The sequence below is a fragment of the Marinovum sp. J2-8 genome (assembly GCF_055808435.1).
In genome coordinates, this window is record NZ_JBVVRZ010000001.1 from 848,703 (window position 1) to 864,860 (window position 16,158).

The 16,158-nt window shown below is 59.1% G+C and carries 14 protein-coding genes and 5 pseudogenes; all 19 read left to right on the forward strand.

Going from position 1 to position 16,158, the window contains the following annotated elements:
• Nucleotides 1–3: 3 nt before the first annotated feature.
• The gene (locus tag AC0L4F_RS04255; RefSeq protein ID WP_244685713.1) at nucleotides 4–645 is read left to right on the forward strand and encodes an adenylate kinase; all 642 of its coding nucleotides are present in this window, start codon (nucleotides 4–6) and stop codon (nucleotides 643–645) included.
• 261 nt (nucleotides 646–906) lie between these two features.
• A pseudogene (gene rpsM / locus AC0L4F_RS04260) lies at nucleotides 907–1,276 on the forward strand (30S ribosomal protein S13).
• A 15-nt stretch (nucleotides 1,277–1,291) separates the two neighbouring features.
• A pseudogene (locus AC0L4F_RS04265) lies at nucleotides 1,292–1,485 on the forward strand (small ribosomal subunit protein uS11); the annotation flags it as partial.
• Between the two features lie 73 nt (nucleotides 1,486–1,558).
• Nucleotides 1,559–1,684 (forward strand): annotated as a pseudogene (rpsK, locus tag AC0L4F_RS04270) (30S ribosomal protein S11); the annotation flags it as partial.
• A gap of 113 nt (nucleotides 1,685–1,797) precedes the next feature.
• Nucleotides 1,798–2,814: a DNA-directed RNA polymerase subunit alpha gene (locus AC0L4F_RS04275; RefSeq protein WP_244685715.1), complete on the forward strand. Its 1,017-nt coding sequence runs from the start codon at nucleotides 1,798–1,800 to the stop codon at nucleotides 2,812–2,814.
• A 179-nt stretch (nucleotides 2,815–2,993) separates the two neighbouring features.
• On the forward strand, nucleotides 2,994–3,416 hold the full coding sequence (gene arsC / locus AC0L4F_RS04280; RefSeq protein ID WP_244685717.1) for an arsenate reductase (glutaredoxin): 423 nt from the start codon (nucleotides 2,994–2,996) through the stop codon (nucleotides 3,414–3,416).
• Nucleotides 3,409–4,128: an arsenical resistance protein ArsH gene (arsH, locus tag AC0L4F_RS04285; protein WP_280520446.1), complete on the forward strand. Its 720-nt coding sequence runs from the start codon at nucleotides 3,409–3,411 to the stop codon at nucleotides 4,126–4,128. The genes arsC and arsH overlap by 8 nt, the downstream gene beginning before the upstream one ends.
• A gap of 203 nt (nucleotides 4,129–4,331) precedes the next feature.
• Nucleotides 4,332–4,751, forward strand: coding sequence for a 50S ribosomal protein L17 (rplQ, locus tag AC0L4F_RS04290; RefSeq protein ID WP_244685719.1), 420 nt, complete (start codon nucleotides 4,332–4,334; stop codon nucleotides 4,749–4,751).
• Nucleotides 4,752–4,865: 114 nt separating this feature from the next.
• A complete protein-coding gene (locus AC0L4F_RS04295; RefSeq protein WP_244685721.1) occupies nucleotides 4,866–5,504 on the forward strand; it encodes a YitT family protein in 639 nt (212 codons plus the stop codon).
• A gap of 45 nt (nucleotides 5,505–5,549) precedes the next feature.
• Nucleotides 5,550–6,935 carry a trypsin-like peptidase domain-containing protein gene (locus AC0L4F_RS04300; RefSeq protein WP_244685724.1) on the forward strand — a complete coding sequence of 462 codons (1,386 nt, stop codon included), beginning with the start codon at nucleotides 5,550–5,552 and terminating at the stop codon, nucleotides 6,933–6,935.
• A gap of 4 nt (nucleotides 6,936–6,939) precedes the next feature.
• Nucleotides 6,940–8,249: pseudogene (locus AC0L4F_RS04305) on the forward strand (replication-associated recombination protein A).
• 51 nt (nucleotides 8,250–8,300) lie between these two features.
• Nucleotides 8,301–8,678 carry a fluoride efflux transporter CrcB gene (gene crcB, locus AC0L4F_RS04310; RefSeq protein ID WP_244685726.1) on the forward strand — a complete coding sequence of 126 codons (378 nt, stop codon included), beginning with the start codon at nucleotides 8,301–8,303 and terminating at the stop codon, nucleotides 8,676–8,678.
• Nucleotides 8,675–9,721 (forward strand): RluA family pseudouridine synthase, encoded by a 1,047-nt coding sequence (locus tag AC0L4F_RS04315; RefSeq protein ID WP_244685728.1) that lies wholly within the window; start codon nucleotides 8,675–8,677, stop codon nucleotides 9,719–9,721. The genes crcB and AC0L4F_RS04315 overlap by 4 nt, the downstream gene beginning before the upstream one ends.
• The gene (locus tag AC0L4F_RS04320; RefSeq protein ID WP_244685730.1) at nucleotides 9,718–10,431 is read left to right on the forward strand and encodes an HAD-IA family hydrolase; all 714 of its coding nucleotides are present in this window, start codon (nucleotides 9,718–9,720) and stop codon (nucleotides 10,429–10,431) included. Before AC0L4F_RS04315 ends, AC0L4F_RS04320 begins: the two co-directional genes overlap by 4 nt.
• A complete protein-coding gene (locus tag AC0L4F_RS04325) occupies nucleotides 10,386–11,099 on the forward strand; it encodes an ATP12 family chaperone protein (RefSeq protein WP_244686336.1) in 714 nt (237 codons plus the stop codon). Before AC0L4F_RS04320 ends, AC0L4F_RS04325 begins: the two co-directional genes overlap by 46 nt.
• A 192-nt stretch (nucleotides 11,100–11,291) precedes the next feature.
• A pseudogene (locus AC0L4F_RS04330) lies at nucleotides 11,292–12,309 on the forward strand (amino acid ABC transporter substrate-binding protein).
• Nucleotides 12,310–12,442: 133 nt separating this feature from the next.
• Nucleotides 12,443–14,020 (forward strand): amino acid ABC transporter permease, encoded by a 1,578-nt coding sequence (locus tag AC0L4F_RS04335; protein ID WP_244685732.1) that lies wholly within the window; start codon nucleotides 12,443–12,445, stop codon nucleotides 14,018–14,020.
• 28 nt (nucleotides 14,021–14,048) lie between these two features.
• A complete protein-coding gene (locus tag AC0L4F_RS04340; protein WP_244685734.1) occupies nucleotides 14,049–15,344 on the forward strand; it encodes an amino acid ABC transporter permease in 1,296 nt (431 codons plus the stop codon).
• A 15-nt stretch (nucleotides 15,345–15,359) separates the two neighbouring features.
• Nucleotides 15,360–16,133 (forward strand): amino acid ABC transporter ATP-binding protein, encoded by a 774-nt coding sequence (locus tag AC0L4F_RS04345; RefSeq protein ID WP_280520447.1) that lies wholly within the window; start codon nucleotides 15,360–15,362, stop codon nucleotides 16,131–16,133.
• Nucleotides 16,134–16,158: the final 25 nt, after the last annotated feature.

Sequence of the window (16,158 nt, forward strand, 5' to 3'; positions counted from 1 at the left end):
CCCATGAACATCATTCTTCTTGGCCCCCCCGGCGCGGGCAAAGGTACACAAGCGCGCATTCTTGTTCAGGAACGCGGTATGGTTCAGCTTTCGACCGGCGACATGCTGCGCGAAGCCAAGGACAGTGGCACGACCATGGGCAAACGCGTCGCAGAGGTCATGGCGCGCGGTGAACTGGTGACCGATGAGATCGTGATCGGCCTGATCGAAGAGAAACTGGAAAAAGATGCCAATTGCGGCTTTATCTTTGACGGTTTCCCCCGGACGCTGGCCCAGGCTGACGCGCTGGAGGCTTTGCTGGCCAAACATGGCAAATCGCTGAATGCGGTGATCGAAATGCGGGTCGATGACGAGGCGCTGGTGGCGCGGATCACTGCGCGTTCGACCTGTGGTTCTTGTGGCGAGGTCTATAATGATCAGACCAAACCTTGGCCCGCCGATGGCAAATGCAGCAATTGCGGCAGCACCGATCAGAAGCGTCGCGCCGATGACAACGAAGAAAGCCTGCGCACGCGGTTGATGGCATATTACAAGCAAACATCGCCGCTGATTGGCTATTACTATGCCAAGGGCAAACTGCGTCCGATCGACGGCATGGGGTCACCGACCGAGGTGCGCCACGAAATGGGAATTCAGCTGGGTTGATCGTTTTTGACTCCGATTCCCGGACCGGCACCGGCCCTGTTTTACCGACAATGGGCCCGCGTTTTAGAAAACTCTTGACAGGGGGTTGACGATGCGCCCGCAGGCTCATAGTTACCCCTATCTCGCCTTAGGCGAGTGATTCCCATTTGGGAATGCTATCACCTCGAAATCAGCGGCGGCCCGGGCGCATATTGCCTCGGGCTTACGTTGTGAAAAAAGGTTCTGGAACCACGGAACCGCAACGCAAAAGGAAGAAGACACTTGGCACGTATCGCCGGCGTTAACATCCCGACCCACAAACGGGTCCCGATCGCCCTGACTTATATTACCGGAATTGGCCACACCTCGGCCCGCGAAATCTGCAAATCCGTGAACATCGACGAATTCGCGTCGTGTGAACGAGCTGTCCGATGCCGAAGTGCTTGCTGTGCGCGAACACATCGACGCCAACTATAGCGTCGAAGGTGACCTGCGCCGCGAAGTGCAGATGAACATCAAGCGTCTGATGGACCTTGGCTGCTACCGTGGCCTGCGCCACCGTCGCAACCTCCCTGTTCGCGGTCAGCGGACCCATACCAATGCGCGCACGCGCAAAGGCCCGGCGAAAGCAATCGCTGGCAAGAAGAAGTAAGGGAGGCCTGATCCAATGGCACGTGATACTCGTCGCGCAACGAAGAAGAAGGTTTCCAAGAACATCGCAACTGGCGTTGCGCATGTGAACTCTTCTTTCAACAACACCAAAATCCTGATTTCCGACGTACAAGGCAATGCAATCGCATGGTCGTCCGCGGCACCATGGGTTTCAAAGGGTCGCGTAAATCGACCCCTTATGCCGCACAGATGGCTGCTGAAGATGCGGGCAAAAAAGCCGCAGATCACGGCATGAAGACGCTGGAAGTCGAAGTTCAAGGCCCCGGTTCGGGTCGTGAGTTCGGCCCTGCGCGCCCTGGCTGCGATCGGTTTCAACATCACTTCGATCCGTGATGTGACCCCGATGGCCCACAATGGCTGTCGCCCGCCAAAGCGTCGCCGCGTCTAATCTGAGAATACTGGTTTGGGGCCGGGCCTTCGGGTGCGGCCTCATGCTGTCAAATGGTAACCTCGGGCGCTTTTGCCTTTGGACATGGGGTAAGAGCAGGAATGGAGGGACGCATGATCCACAAGAACTGGGCCGAATTGATCAAGCCAACACAGTTGGACGTCAAACCCGGCAACGATCCTGCACGTCAGGCCACCGCCGTGGCCGAACCCTTGGAACGCGGCTTTGGTCTCACGCTCGGCAATGCGCTGCGCCGTGTGCTGATGTCGTCGCTTCAGGGTGCCGCGATCACATCCGTACAGATCGACAACGTTCTGCATGAATTCTCCAGCGTGGCTGGCGTACGTGAAGACGTGACAGATGTTGTGCTGAACCTCAAGGGTGTTGCCCTGCGCATGGAAGTCGAAGGGCCGAAGCGCCTGTCGATCAATGCCAAGGGTCCGGGTGTTGTCACCGCCGGTGACATTTCCGACAGCGCCGGCATCGAAGTGCTGAACAAGGATCATGTGATCTGCCACCTCGACGAGGGCGCGGATGTCTACATGGAACTGACCGTCAACACCGGCAAAGGCTATGTTGCGGCTGACAAGAACAAGCCGGAAGACGCGCCGATCGGGTTGATCCCGATTGATGCGATCTATTCGCCGGTCAAGAAAGTGTCGTATGACGTGCAACCGACCCGCGAAGGTCAGGTTCTCGACTATGACAAGCTGACGTTGAAAATCGAAACCGACGGTTCGGTCACACCAGAAGATGCCGTGGCATATGCTGCGCGTATCCTTCAGGACCAACTGTCGATCTTCGTCAACTTCGACGAGCCGGAATCGGCATCGCGTCAGGATGATGATGATGGTCTGGAATTCAACCCGCTGCTGCTGAAGAAAGTGGACGAGCTGGAGCTTTCTGTCCGGTCTGCAAACTGCCTGAAGAACGACAATATCGTGTATATTGGCGATCTGATTCAGAAGACCGAAGCAGAGATGCTGCGCACGCCGAACTTTGGCCGCAAGTCGTTGAACGAGATCAAGGAAGTGCTGTCCGGCATGGGCCTGCACCTTGGCATGGATGTCGAGGATTGGCCGCCAGACAACATCGAAGATCTGGCGAAGAAATTCGAAGACGCATTTTGATCGTCTTTGACATTGAACGGAAAGGGCAGGGCGCAAGCGCTGCCCTTTTTCGTTGTGGTACCGCGTTCCAAAGACGTTACTTCATGATTTCGTGAAATAGGATTGCCGCGCCCGTCGAATCCCGCTAATCCGCCGTCAGTGCAGAGTGTTCTGCGCCAATCGGACACAGGGATGACGGTATGAGCGTTTTGATCCACCACAACCCGGATTGCGGCACATCGCGCAATGTCCTGGCCATATTGACCAAGGCGGGCCTTGATCCGGTGGTCAATCTCTACCTTGAAACCGGCTGGACACGTCCGCAATTGCTGGGCCTGTTCGCGGCTGCCGGCATCACCCCGCGCGACGCATTGCGGGTCAGACGATCCCCGGCCGAGGAACTTGGTCTGACCGATCCCGCTGTGTCAGATGATGCGCTTTTGGATGCCATGATCGAACATCCGATTCTGGTGAACCGCCCGATTGTCTGCACGCCGTTGGGTGTGAAGCTCTGTCGCCCGTCCGAAGCGGTGTTGGATCTGATCGCGGATTGGCCTGCCGGGCCGCTGTTCAAGGAAGACGGTGACATGATTTTGAATGAAGCAGGAGAGCGCGTTGTCTGACGATCCCACCACCCCGAATCTGGATGACGCCCAGGTGCAGCAGCCAAATGCCGATGAATTGGGCAACCCGCTGCGGTCGACACATGCGGCGCAAATCCTTTTGCTGCATGGGTCTCTGCGGGACCGGTCCTATTCACGTCTCGTGAACGAAGAAGCGGCCCGCATCCTGAAGAAGCTGGGCTGTGAGACGCGGGTGTTCGACCCCTCTGGCCTGCCGCTGCCGGATGATGCCGACGCCAGCCACCCCAAGGTGCAGGAACTGCGCGATCTGGTGGCCTGGTCCGAGGGCATGGTCTGGTGTTCGCCGGAACGCCACGGGTCGATGTCCGGGATCATGAAGACCCAGATCGACTGGATTCCCCTGTCCATCGGCGCGGTCCGCCCAACCCAGGGCAAGACGCTGGCGGTGATGCAGGTCTCTGGCGGCTCGCAAAGCTTTAATGCGGTGAACCAGATGCGGGTGTTGGGGCGCTGGATGCGCTGTCTGACCATCCCGAATCAAAGCTCTGTGGCCAAGGCGTTTCTGGAATTTGATGATGCCGGTCGGATGAAGCCATCGGCCTATTACCGGCGAATTGTGGATGTGATGGAGGAATTGGTGAAATTCACCCTGCTGACCCGCGATCTGAAGGACCATTTGACCGACCGCTACAGCGAACGGGTCGAAAGCGCGGCCGATCTGTCGAAAAGGGTGAACCAAAAGGCGATCTGAGGCCCGTTCCGGGGCTTGTCGTGGCACCCGCTTTCGGCTAAAGACCGGCATCCGATTGGACAACGATTCAATTGGCAAAGTTGGGGCCGTTTGGCCCCTTCGTATTTCCGGGCAAAGCCCGGTCGCAAGAATGGGCATCCCGCCCCAAGGAGAGTGGCCCGCCGCATGGGTCGCCGGACAAAGCATAAAGAAGGAAAGACCACATGCGTCACGCAAAAGGCTATCGCCGCCTCAACCGCACCCATGAGCACCGCAAAGCGCTGATCTCGAACATGTCGGGATCGCTCATCGAGCATGAACAAATCAAAACCACCCTGCCGAAAGCCAAAGAGCTGAAGCGCGCGGTGGAAAAGCTGATCACTCTTGGCAAACGTGGCGATCTGCACGCCCGTCGTCAGGCCGCAGCCCAGCTGAAAGAAGACAAAGACGTCGCAAAATTGTTCGACGTGCTTGGCCCGCGTTACGCCGAGCGTAACGGCGGCTACACCCGCGTTCTGAAAGCCGGTTTCCGTTATGGTGACATGGCGCCGATGGCCATCATCGAGCTGGTCGACCGTGATGTCGACGCCAAAGGCGCCGCCGACAAGGCCCGCCTTGCCGAGCTTGAGGCCGCCGAAGACTAAAACCGACCAAGTTTTGACCATCCGAAACCCCTGCTCATCCGAGCGGGGGTTTTTCTTTGCCATTCTGGTGTGTTGCTGGTTTTTAGGGGTGGCCCACCCACGCCGGAGATTGTCATGAAATTTCGCTTGTCTGCCTTTGATATTCAGGGGCTTGCCTTTGGGATCGTGATGATCAGCCTCGGGGTTCTGTTCCTGAAATCCGCGGGGTTGGTCACCGGCCAGACCGCCGGAATTGCCCTTTTGCTGTCTTATCTGTTGCCGCTGGACTTTGGCCCGCTGTTTTTTCTGATCGGTGTGCCGTTTCTGGTGCTTGCCTGGGTCAAACGCGGCCCGGTTTTTGCCCTGCGCACCATCATTGTGGTTGTCGGGGTGTCGATCGTTTCCGACGTGTTTGGCCGGTTTGTCCTGTTTGAACGGCTGGATGCACCGCTGGCGGCCCTTCTTGGCGGCGCGAGCAGCGGGATCGGTCTGGTCGCGGTGTTCCGCCACAATGCGTCAGCCGGGGGGATGACGATCCTCGGCATCATTTTGGAACAAAAAACCGGGTTCAAGGCCGGCTGGTTCCAGCTTTCGGTGGATGCCTTTGTCTTTCTGGCTTCGGCCTTTGTGCTCAGCCCGTCCCAGTTGGCCTATTCGTTTCTGGGGGCGTTGATCACCAATTTCGCAGTGATCTGGAATTTTGATGTCGCCCAAAGCGCAACGGGGCGTCCGGGGTATGGCCGCCCGGCCAACAGCCCGCCTCCCTTGCAATAGCGGGGCGATAGGGACATATCTGAACTCCAATCTCGGAGGGGTTCGATGTTCCGTTTGTTCCTGATTTGCCTGTCTTTTGTGTCGCTCGTGATGTCGGCGCAGGGCGAGACGCGGGTGCCGCAAAATCAATCTGAAATCTCGCTCAGCTTTGCGCCGCTGGTCCGCGAGGCCGCGCCCGCCGTCGTCAACATTTATGCCAGACGCGTGGTCGAAAGCCAGCGCAGGCCCTTTGCCGATGATCCGTTCTTTGGCCAGCTTTTCCGCGACTTCGGCAATACGCGCCCCCGCGTGCAAAATTCGCTGGGCTCCGGGGTGATCCTGTCGGCGGATGGGATTGTGGTGTCAAACTACCATGTGGTGGGGCAGGCGACGGATATTCGTGTTGTGCTGAACGACCGGCGGGAATTCAGCGCCTCGGTTCTGTTGTCGGATGAGCAAAGCGATCTGGCCATTCTGCAACTTGATGGCGGGGACGAGATGCCGCATCTGGATTTTCGCGACAGTGATACGGTCGAGGTCGGCGAATTGGTGCTGGCCATCGGCAATCCCTTTGGGGTGGGCCAGACGGTGTCGTCCGGCATTGTTTCGGGGTTGGCGCGGTCGGGCATGGCCACTGGCAACATGCGCGGCTATTTCATTCAGACCGATGCGCCAATCAATCCCGGTAATTCCGGCGGTGCCTTGATTGATGTTCAGGGGCGGTTGATTGGCATCAATACCTCGATTCTGACCCGGTCGGGGGGATCAAACGGCATTGGTTTTGCCATTCCGGCCTCGCTTGTGCAGCAATTTGTGGAACAGGCGCGTCAGGGACATGCGCGGTTTCAGCGCCCCTGGGCGGGGCTCAGCGGCCAGGGGGTAGACGCCGATCTGGCCGAGAGCCTGGGCCTGGATCTGCCCGGTGGGGTGGTGATTGCGGATATGCATGACGCCAGCCCCTTTGCCGCCGCCGGGCTGGGCGTGGGGGATGTGATCGTTGCGGTGGATGGCCAGCCGGTGAATACGCCACCCGAAATGATTTTCCGCATGGCGGTGCGCGGGATTGGCGCCACGGCCGAAGTCAGCTTTGTCCAGAATGGCGAAGTGAGGGCGGCCTCTGTCGACATGATCGCCCCGCCGGACCTGCCGCCGCGTGACGAGGTCACATTGGGCGCGCGTGATCTGTTGACCGACCTCAGAATTGCCCGGCTCAACCCGGCGGTGCGCGACGAATTGGGTTTCGGCGAAGACGCCGAAGGCGTGGTTGTGCTGGCCACTGGAGAAATCGGTGCCCGGCTGGGCCTGCGAGAAGGTGATATTCTGTTGGCGATTGGCCGCAATGTTGTCGTCGAACCGGGGGATGTGGCGCCTCTGTTGCGCAATCTGTCGGGCCGTGTGGCCATCCAGATCCAACGTGGCAGCCGTCGAATTGCGCTGCGGTTCCGGCTTTAGCGGCGTGGCGGATTTATTTGACACAGGCGCGGGGGCAACCCCCGACACCGCACCGCGTCCCCTGGCCGACCGGCTGCGCCCAGCGGCGCTGGACGAGGTAATTGGCCAGGAACAGGTGCTTGGGCCCGAAGCGCCGCTTGGGGTGATGCTGGGGGCGGCGCGCTGTCGTCCTTGGTGTTCTGGGGGCCGCCGGGGGTGGGCAAAACCACGATCGCACGGTTGTTGGCGGATGCCACCGATCTGCATTTCGTTCAGATCAGCGCGATTTTCACCGGGGTTTCCGACCTGCGCAAAGTGTTCGAGGCCGCCCGCCACCGCCGGGCCAATGGTCAGGGCACGCTATTGTTTGTCGACGAAATCCATCGTTTCAACAAGGCACAGCAGGACGGGTTCCTGCCGCATATGGAGGATGGCACCATCCTTCTGGTGGGGGCGACCACGGAAAACCCCAGTTTTGAGTTGAACGCCGCGCTTCTGAGCCGCGCACAGGTGCTGGTGCTGACCCGGCTGGAACTGGCGGATCTGGAACGGCTGGCACAGCGGGCCGAAAGAGAGCTGGATCGCGCCTTGCCGCTGGATGGTCCCGCGCGAGAGGCGCTGTTGGAAATGGCCGACGGCGATGGCCGGGCGCTGCTGAACCTTGTCGAACAGATCATGGCCTGGGATGTGCCGGACAAGCTGGACACCACCGCATTGTCGGGACGGTTGATGCGGCGCGCGGCGCAATACGACAAATCCGGCGATGCGCATTACAATCTGATTTCCGCGCTGCACAAATCGGTGCGGGGGTCGGACCCGGATGCGGCGCTTTACTGGTTTGCCCGGATGCTGGAGGGCGGCGAAGATCCGCGATACCTCGCCCGGCGGATCACCCGCATGGCGGTCGAAGACATCGGGCTGGCCGATCCCCAGGCCCAGGCCTATTGCGTGCAAGCCTGGGAAACCTTTGAACGGCTGGGCAGCCCCGAAGGCGAATTGGCGATTGCCCAGGCGCTGGTCTATCTGGCGCTGGCGCCGAAATCCAACGGGGTCTATGTGGCCTACAAGGCCGCAAGACGCGAGGCCAAGCGCACCGGTTCTGAACCACCACCGAAACATATCCTGAATGCGCCGACCCGGTTGATGAAGGATCAGGGTTATGGCGACGGCTATGCCTATGACCATGATGCCGAAGACGGGTTTTCCGGCCAGAACTATTTCCCCGATACCATGAAACGACCCGAGCTTTATGTGCCGGTGGAACGCGGCTTCGAGCGCGAGTTGAAGAAGCGGGTCGATTATTTCGCCAAGCTGCGCCGCAAGCGCGAAAGCTAGGGCACAGCCCTTCACCTTGACAATACCGCCCCCCCGCGCGACAGACGCGCCATGACAACAACGCTTATGCAGGTGGCCCTTGGCGGCGCTCTCGGTGCCAGCGCCCGGTATCTGACCGGTTTGGCCGTGGTGCGTCTGATGGGGCATGGATTTCCCTGGGGCACCTTTGCGGTCAATGTGCTTGGGTCGTTTTTGATGGGGGTGTTGGTGGTGGTGCTGTCGCAGTATCATGCCACCCGGTTTGCGCCGCTGGTGATCACCGGGTTTCTTGGTGGGTTCACGACGTTTTCGGCGTTCTCGCTGGACACGGTGGCATTGTTTGAACGCGGTCAGATGACCGCAGCGGCGTTTTATGTTCTGGCGTCTGTTGGATTGGCGATTGCGGCATTGTTTGCCGGGATGATGGCCGCAAAGGGGTATTTCGCATGAGTGGTGTTCAACGTCAGATAGTCGGTGACGGGGATGGTGGCCAACGGATTGACCGGTGGCTGCGGCGGATGTTTCCGCATCTGTCACAGGGCCGGATCGAAAAGATGTGCCGCAAGGGCGAGCTGCGTCTTGACGGGGCGCGGGTCAAATCCTCGGCCCGGGTCGAAGCGGGCCAGGAGGTGCGCATTCCGCCGATCCCGGACGAAGAGCTGAACCGCCCGGCGCCACGCGCCACCGATATTTCCCAGGCAGATGCCCGGATGATCCGCGATTGTGTGATCTGGAAAGATGACCACATCATCGTGTTGAACAAACCCGCAGGCCTGCCAACGCAGGGTGGCAGCAAACAGACCCGCCATGTCGATGGCATGTCCGAGGCGCTGACCTTTGGGTATGAAGAAAAACCACGTCTGGTGCACCGGCTCGACAAGGACACCTCTGGCGTGCTGCTTCTGGCCCGCACGCGTGAGATGGCCAGCGCCCTGACCGCAGCAATCCGCCACCGCGAAACCCGCAAGATCTACTGGGCTGTGGTGGCCGGTGTGCCGACGCCCTATCTGGGTGAGATCAAATATGGTTTGGTCAAGGCGGGCGGTCATGGCCGCAACGGCGAAGGCGAAAAGATGATTGCCGTCCACCCGCGTGAGGTCGACAGCACCCCCGGCGCGAAACGCGCCATCACCCAATATGCCACGCTCTATCGCGTGGCGGGGCGGGCGTCCTGGGTGGCGATGGAACCGATCACCGGCCGCACGCACCAGCTGCGCGCCCATATGGCCGAAATTGGCCACCCGATTATCGGCGATGGTAAATATGGCGGCTCTGGTCAGGAAAATCAGGGTGACGGCTGGGGGGCGAAACTGGGCGGAATCATCTCGAACAAGCTGCACCTGCACGCCCGCACCATGCGGTTCGAACACCCTGTCACCCGCAAGATGGTCGATATCTCCGCGCCGCTGCCGGAACATATCAAACATACCTTCGACACCTTCGGCTGGACCGAAGATCTGGCGGCCGATGACCCGTTCGAGGCCCTGCAATGAGCGATCTGCGACTGGTGATTTTCGATGTCGACGGCACGTTGGTCGACAGTCAGGCTGATATTCTGGCGGCGATGCAGGCGGGGTTTTCCGCTGTTGGTCGCCGGGTGCCGCCACGCGACATGGTGCTTTCGATTGTCGGCCTGTCGCTGGATGTCGCAATCGCGCGGCTGGCGCCGGATGCAAGCGATGCCGATGTGGCGGCGATGGTTGCGGCCTACAAGACCGCTTATGTGGCGCAACAGGCCTCTGATGCGGCGGCGCCGCTGTATCCCGGCGTGCGACAGGTGCTCGACAAGATCGGTCAGCAGGAAAACTGGCTTTTGGGGGTGGCGACCGGCAAATCCCGTCGCGGACTGACCGCGGTTTTGACCACGCATGGCCTGGGCAATGTCTTTGTGACCGAACAAGTGTCGGATTTTCATCCGTCGAAACCACATCCCGCCATGTTGCAGGCGGCGCTGGACGAAACCGGCGTCGCGGCGGCGGATGCGGTGATGGTGGGCGATACAAGTTATGACATGGACATGGCCAAGGCGGCCGGGATCACCGGCATCGGTGTCAGCTGGGGCTATCATCCGCGCAGCGCGCTGAAATCAGCCGAGCTGATCCTGGATGACATGGCCGAACTGCCCGCAGTCCTTGCGCAGAAGTGGGGGGCAAATGGATCAGCGACTGGAAGGCCAAGCGTTTCTGGAAAACCACTGAGGTGACCGAGGCCGAGGGCGGTTTCGGCGTTTCGCTGGATGGTCGCCCGGTCAAAACCCCGGCCAAGGCGGCATTGCTTTTGCCAACGCAAGGTTTCGCAGAAGCCGTGCAGGCAGAGTGGGACGCCGTGGAAGAGGTGATCGACCCGCGCGTCATGCCCTTTACACGCACCGCCAATGCCGCCATCGACAAGGTGCGCGTGCAGCATGCGGAAGTCGCTGAAATGATTTCAGAATATGGCGGCACCGACCTTCTGTGCTATCGCGCCGATTCGCCCGAAGAGCTGCGCGCGCGTCAAAACGCGGCCTGGGATCCTCTGCTGGTCTGGGCAGAGACGCATTATGGCGCCAAACTGTCTGTGACCAGCGGTGTGATGCATATGGCCCAGCCCGAGGCTGCGCTGGCGCCGCTGCGGGCGGCGGTGCACCGCACGACCCCCTACCAGCTGGCCGCGCTGCATGACCTTGTGTCGCTTTCGGGGTCTTTGGTGATCGGTCTGGCGGCAAGTGAAAATTATCAATCTGCTGAGTTGCTTTGGGACATTTCCCGCGTCGATGAGAGCTGGCAGGAAGAGCAATGGGGCGAAGACGAAGAGGCAACTGCCTTGGCTGCGCTCAAACGTGCCGCCTTTTTGCACGCAGCCCGTGTCTGGTGCCTAAGTACTGCACTTTGACCTCGGGTCAATTGGGTGAATTCGCCTGAATATCGGGCAAATAGATCCCAGGCGGGCTTGACGTTTCTGCGGAAAATCGCCCAAACTTGCAATTGTTGGGGGGCTGTGGCCTCCTTGCAACACCAATTCGACCTTTGGGGTCGATCAGACCGTTTTTGCATGAAACGGCAAAAAAAACAGGAAGAGGTAATGATGAACAAATCCGTATTTCTTGGCGCGTTGACCGTGGCCAGGCTTGGCTGCTGGTGCAGCTGCTGCAGGTACGATTGACGACGTAAAGGCACGCGGCAAGTTGAACTGTGGTGTGACCACAGGTCTTGTCGGCTTTGCTGCGCCGGATGCAAACGGGAATTGGGATGGCTTTGACGTTGGTGTGTGCCGTGCCGTGGCTGCTGCCGTTCTGGGCGACCCGACTGCTGTCGAATTCGTTCCGACCACCGGTAAAACCCGCTTTACCGCGCTTGCGTCCGGCGAAATCGACCTGCTGGCGCGTAACACAACCTGGACCTTCTCGCGCGATGTTGACCTGAAGTTCGAATTCGTCGGCATCAACTACTATGATGGTCAGGGCTTCATGGTTCCCAAGGATCTGGGCGTCAGCTCGGCCAAGGAACTGGACGGCGCAACCGTTTGTATTCAGACCGGCACCACAACCGAGCTGAACCTTGCGGACTTCTTCCGCAAAAACAACATCAGCTACGAGCCGGTTCCGATTGAAACCAATGCCGAAGCACAGCCGCTGTACCTGGAAGGGGCCTGCGACGTTTACACCACCGATGCTTCGGGTCTGGCCGCGACGCGCGCTGCATTCGAAAATCCTGGTGACCACGTTGTTCTGCCGGAAATCATTTCCAAAGAGCCGCTTGGCCCGCTTGTGCGCCACGGCGACAACGACTGGGCAGACGTGAGCCGCTGGGTTCTGAACGCATTGATCGCGGCAGAAGAGCTGGGTGTGACATCGGCCAATATCGACGAGCTGATGGCCGGCACCGACAACCCGGAAATCAACCGCCTGCTGGGCACCGAGGGCAACCTGGGTGAAATGCTGGGTCTGGAAGCAGACTGGGCGGCCAATGCCATCAAGGTTGGCGGCAACTATGGCGAGCTGTTCGAGAAGAACATCGGCGAAAACACCCCGATCGGTCTGTCGCGTGGCCTGAACGCGCAGTGGACTGACGGCGGCCTGCTGTATTCGCCCCCGTTCCGCTAAGACGACTTTGACAAGGGCGCGAAGATTTCCGCGCCCTTGTCGCATCACGGCACAACAATAAACCTCGCCACCGGCACCAGAGCGGGCAAACCGCCAGCCGTATCCAGGCGCGAAACCTTCAGGGATCAATTATATGTCGTCTCTCTCCGACCCTCCGGCGGAGTTGTTCCGGCTTTCTCAGCTGATAAACGACACGCGTTACCGGTCCATCACCTTTCAATTCATAGCGCTTATTTTGCTGATCGTGGCCATGGCCTATCTGGGTCTGAACCTGGTTCAGAACCTGACAGCGGCCGGGCTCAATATTTCCTATGGATTTTTGGGCGAACCTTCGGGCTATGACATCAACCAGACGTTGGTGGATTATACCAGCCAGTCGACACATTGGCGCGCAGCGGTCGTCGGGGTGCTGAACACGCTTTTGGTGGCGGTTTTGGGCTGTATCATGGCCACGATTATCGGTGTGTTTGTCGGGGTTTTGCGGTTGTCGAACAACTGGCTCGTGCGCAAGCTGATGTCGATCTATGTCGAAATATTCCGCAATGTGCCGGTGCTGATCTGGATCCTGATCATCTTTTTCGTGATGACCGCCAGCATGCCCGGCCCGCGCAGTTTTCGTGGTGAAGATGCCAGTGCCTCGATGGTGCTGGACAGCATCGCTTTCACCAGCCAGGGGGTGTTCACCCCCGGTGTTGTGGGTGGTTTCGGGGCGGGATTGCTGCTTTTGGTGGTGATTGCCTCGATCATCGGCGTTGTGGCCTATGGCCGTCACGTCAAGAAAAAACTGTTTGACGAGGGCAAGGTGCTGCCGGGTTGGCCGCGTTTTGTCATTCTGTTTGCGCCTGCGCTTTTGGTGTATGCGGCGATCTCGGTAACTGTCGGCGCCAGCAAGCATAACCTGGTGGTGGCCACGGATCTGGTGCAACCGGGTGTCAGCCTCAGCGCGTTTTCCGATGCGGCGATCGAGGGCAAGTTCCGCCCGGTCTATTGTCTTGTCGAAGGCGCGACCGAGTCTGCGACGGCCAAAGCCGCCTGGTTGAACACCAGCGCGATGGACATGCGCAACCCCGGCGGTCTGAAGATGAAGACCGAATATTTCGCCAGCCAGGACGCCGCCAAGGCCGGTTTCGACGCGGGCGAATGCAATATGATCTCCTTGCCCGCTGGCGATGCAACTGCGGCTGCGGCGGCATCGGACACACCGGCGGTGGCCCTGTCGGACCAGATCCGCAATGGCGCGCCGCTGGCGCTGGACCAGACCTACCTTGGCAATTTCCGCTTCACGGATGGGATCACGGTGCGGGGGTCGTTGATCGCGCTTTGGTTTGCGCTGTCGATCTATACCGCTGCCTTTATTGCCGAAAACGTCCGCGCGGGTATCCTTGCGGTCAGCAAGGGCCAAACCGAAGCGGCGGCGTCGCTGGGTCTTCGGCCGGGACGGATCATGAACCTTGTGGTTCTGCCCCAGGCGCTGCGGGTGATCATTCCGCCGCTGATTTCCCAATACCTCAACCTGACCAAGAACTCTTCGCTGGCCATCGCCGTCGGCTACATGGATCTGACCGGGACATTGGGTGGGATTACCTTGAACCAGACGGGCCGCGCGATCGAATGCGTGCTTTTGTTGATGTTGTTTTATCTGACGATCTCGCTCGCCATCTCGGCGCTGATGAACGTCTATAACAACGCCGTCAAACTGAAGGAGCGCTGATCATGGCCGGTTCAAAGGAGTGCACATCATGAGTGATACACATGCACAGACTGTCGCCTATGTCCGCGACACCATGCTACCGCAACAGACACCTCCGGCGTCGCAAACCGGCGTTGTTCACTGGATGCGCGAAAACCTGTTCAAGGGGTGGTTCAACACCATTCTGACCCTCCTCGCGGTGTTGGTAATTTACCGTCTTTTGTCCGGGGCGTTGCCCTGGTTCCTGGGCGGGATCTGGACCACGGATTCGCTGGCGGAATGCCGCGATATCCTGCAAGGCGCGACGGGGGGCTGTTTTTCGGTCCTGACAGAGCGTTGGAACCAGCTTCTGTTTGGTTTCAAATATCCGCCTGACCAATATTGGCGGCTGATCCTGGCCTTTGTCCTGCTGGGCGGGGCGGCTGCGCCGGTGTTGTTCAACCATTTGCCGCGCAAGATGTTGTACATCACCATGCTTTACCCCTTTGTCGCCTTTTGGCTGATCTGGGGCGGCACCATCATCGCACCGTTGATGGCGCTGGCGGGATTTGTTGCGGGCTACATGGCCTTCAAGAAGGTCGAATACCAAAGCTTTGCCATGGGGGCGCTGGCCTTTGTGGTGGCGGCAGCGGTGGCCTGGTTCATCGGTGGCTTTATCGCCAATGCGGCCGGGGGCTTTCTGGCGCTGGAACCGGTGGCGTCACGCGACATGGGGGGCTTCATGCTCAACATGATCCTTGGCGTGGTCTGCGTGTCCTTGTCCCTGCCGATCGGGATCGTGCTGGCGCTGGGGCGACAGTCGGACATGCCGATCATCAAATGGATCTGCGTGCTGTTCATCGAATTCATTCGCGGTGTGCCGCTGATCACCTTGTTGTTCGTCGCAAACGTGGTTCTGGCGTATTTCCTGCCGCCGGGCACCTCTTTTGACCTGATCATCCGCGTCATCATCATGATCACTGCGTTTTCTTCGGCCTATATCGCCGAGGTGATCCGTGGCGGATTGGCGGCCTTGCCGCGCGGCCAGTACGAGGCGGCGGATTCGCTGGGGCTGGATTATGCCCAGGCGACCCGATTGATCATCATGCCGCAGGCGTTGAAAATCTCGATCCCCGGTATCGTCAACGTGGCGGTGGGCCTGTTCAAGGATACCACCCTGGTGTCGGTCATTTCGATGTTCGACCTGGTTGGCATGATCCGGGGACCGATCCTTGCCTCAACTGAATGGAACGGCGTCTATTGGGAACTGTGGGGCTTTGCGGTCTTCCTATTCTTCATCGTCTGCTATTCAATTTCGCAATATTCCCAATGGTTGGAGCGTCAGCTTCAGACCGACCATCATTAACAGGAGGGTTTGGATATGGCTGAAGCTGCACAACCTCAAATGCAAGTCTCTGATGAAGTCGCGATTCAGATTGAAAAGATGAACAAATGGTACGGGACGTTCCATGTTCTGCGTGACATTGACCTGACGGTCTATCGCGGGGAACGGATCGTGATCGCCGGGCCGTCCGGTTCGGGCAAATCGACCCTGATCCGCTGTATCAACGCGTTGGAAGAGCATCAAAAAGGCTCGATCACCGTGGATGGCACGCATCTGTCTTCGGATCTGAAAAACATTGACAAGATCCGGTCAGAAGTGGGCATGTGCTTCCAGCACTTCAATCTGTTCCCGCATCTGACGATCCTGGAAAACTGTACCCTGGCGCCGATCTGGGTGCGCAAGACGCCCAAGAAAGAAGCCGAAGAAAATGCCATGCATTTTCTGGAAAAGGTGAAGATCCCGGATCAGGCCAATAAATACCCCGGCCAGCTTTCGGGCGGTCAGCAACAGCGGGTGGCTATTGCCCGGTCGCTGTGTATGCGTCCGCGCATCATGTTGTTCGATGAACCGACCTCGGCGCTTGATCCGGAAATGATCAAGGAAGTGCTCGATACCATGGTTGAACTGGCCGAAGAGGGCATGACCATGCTCTGTGTGACCCACGAAATGGGCTTTGCCCGTCAGGTGGCAAACCGGGTGATTTTCATGGATGCCGGCCAGATCGTTGAACAGAACGAGCCGGAAGAGTTCTTTAACAATCCGCAGAACGAGCGGACCAAATTGTTCCTGAGCCAGATTCTGGGGCATTAATCCCGATTTGGGGGCTGGTTAGGTC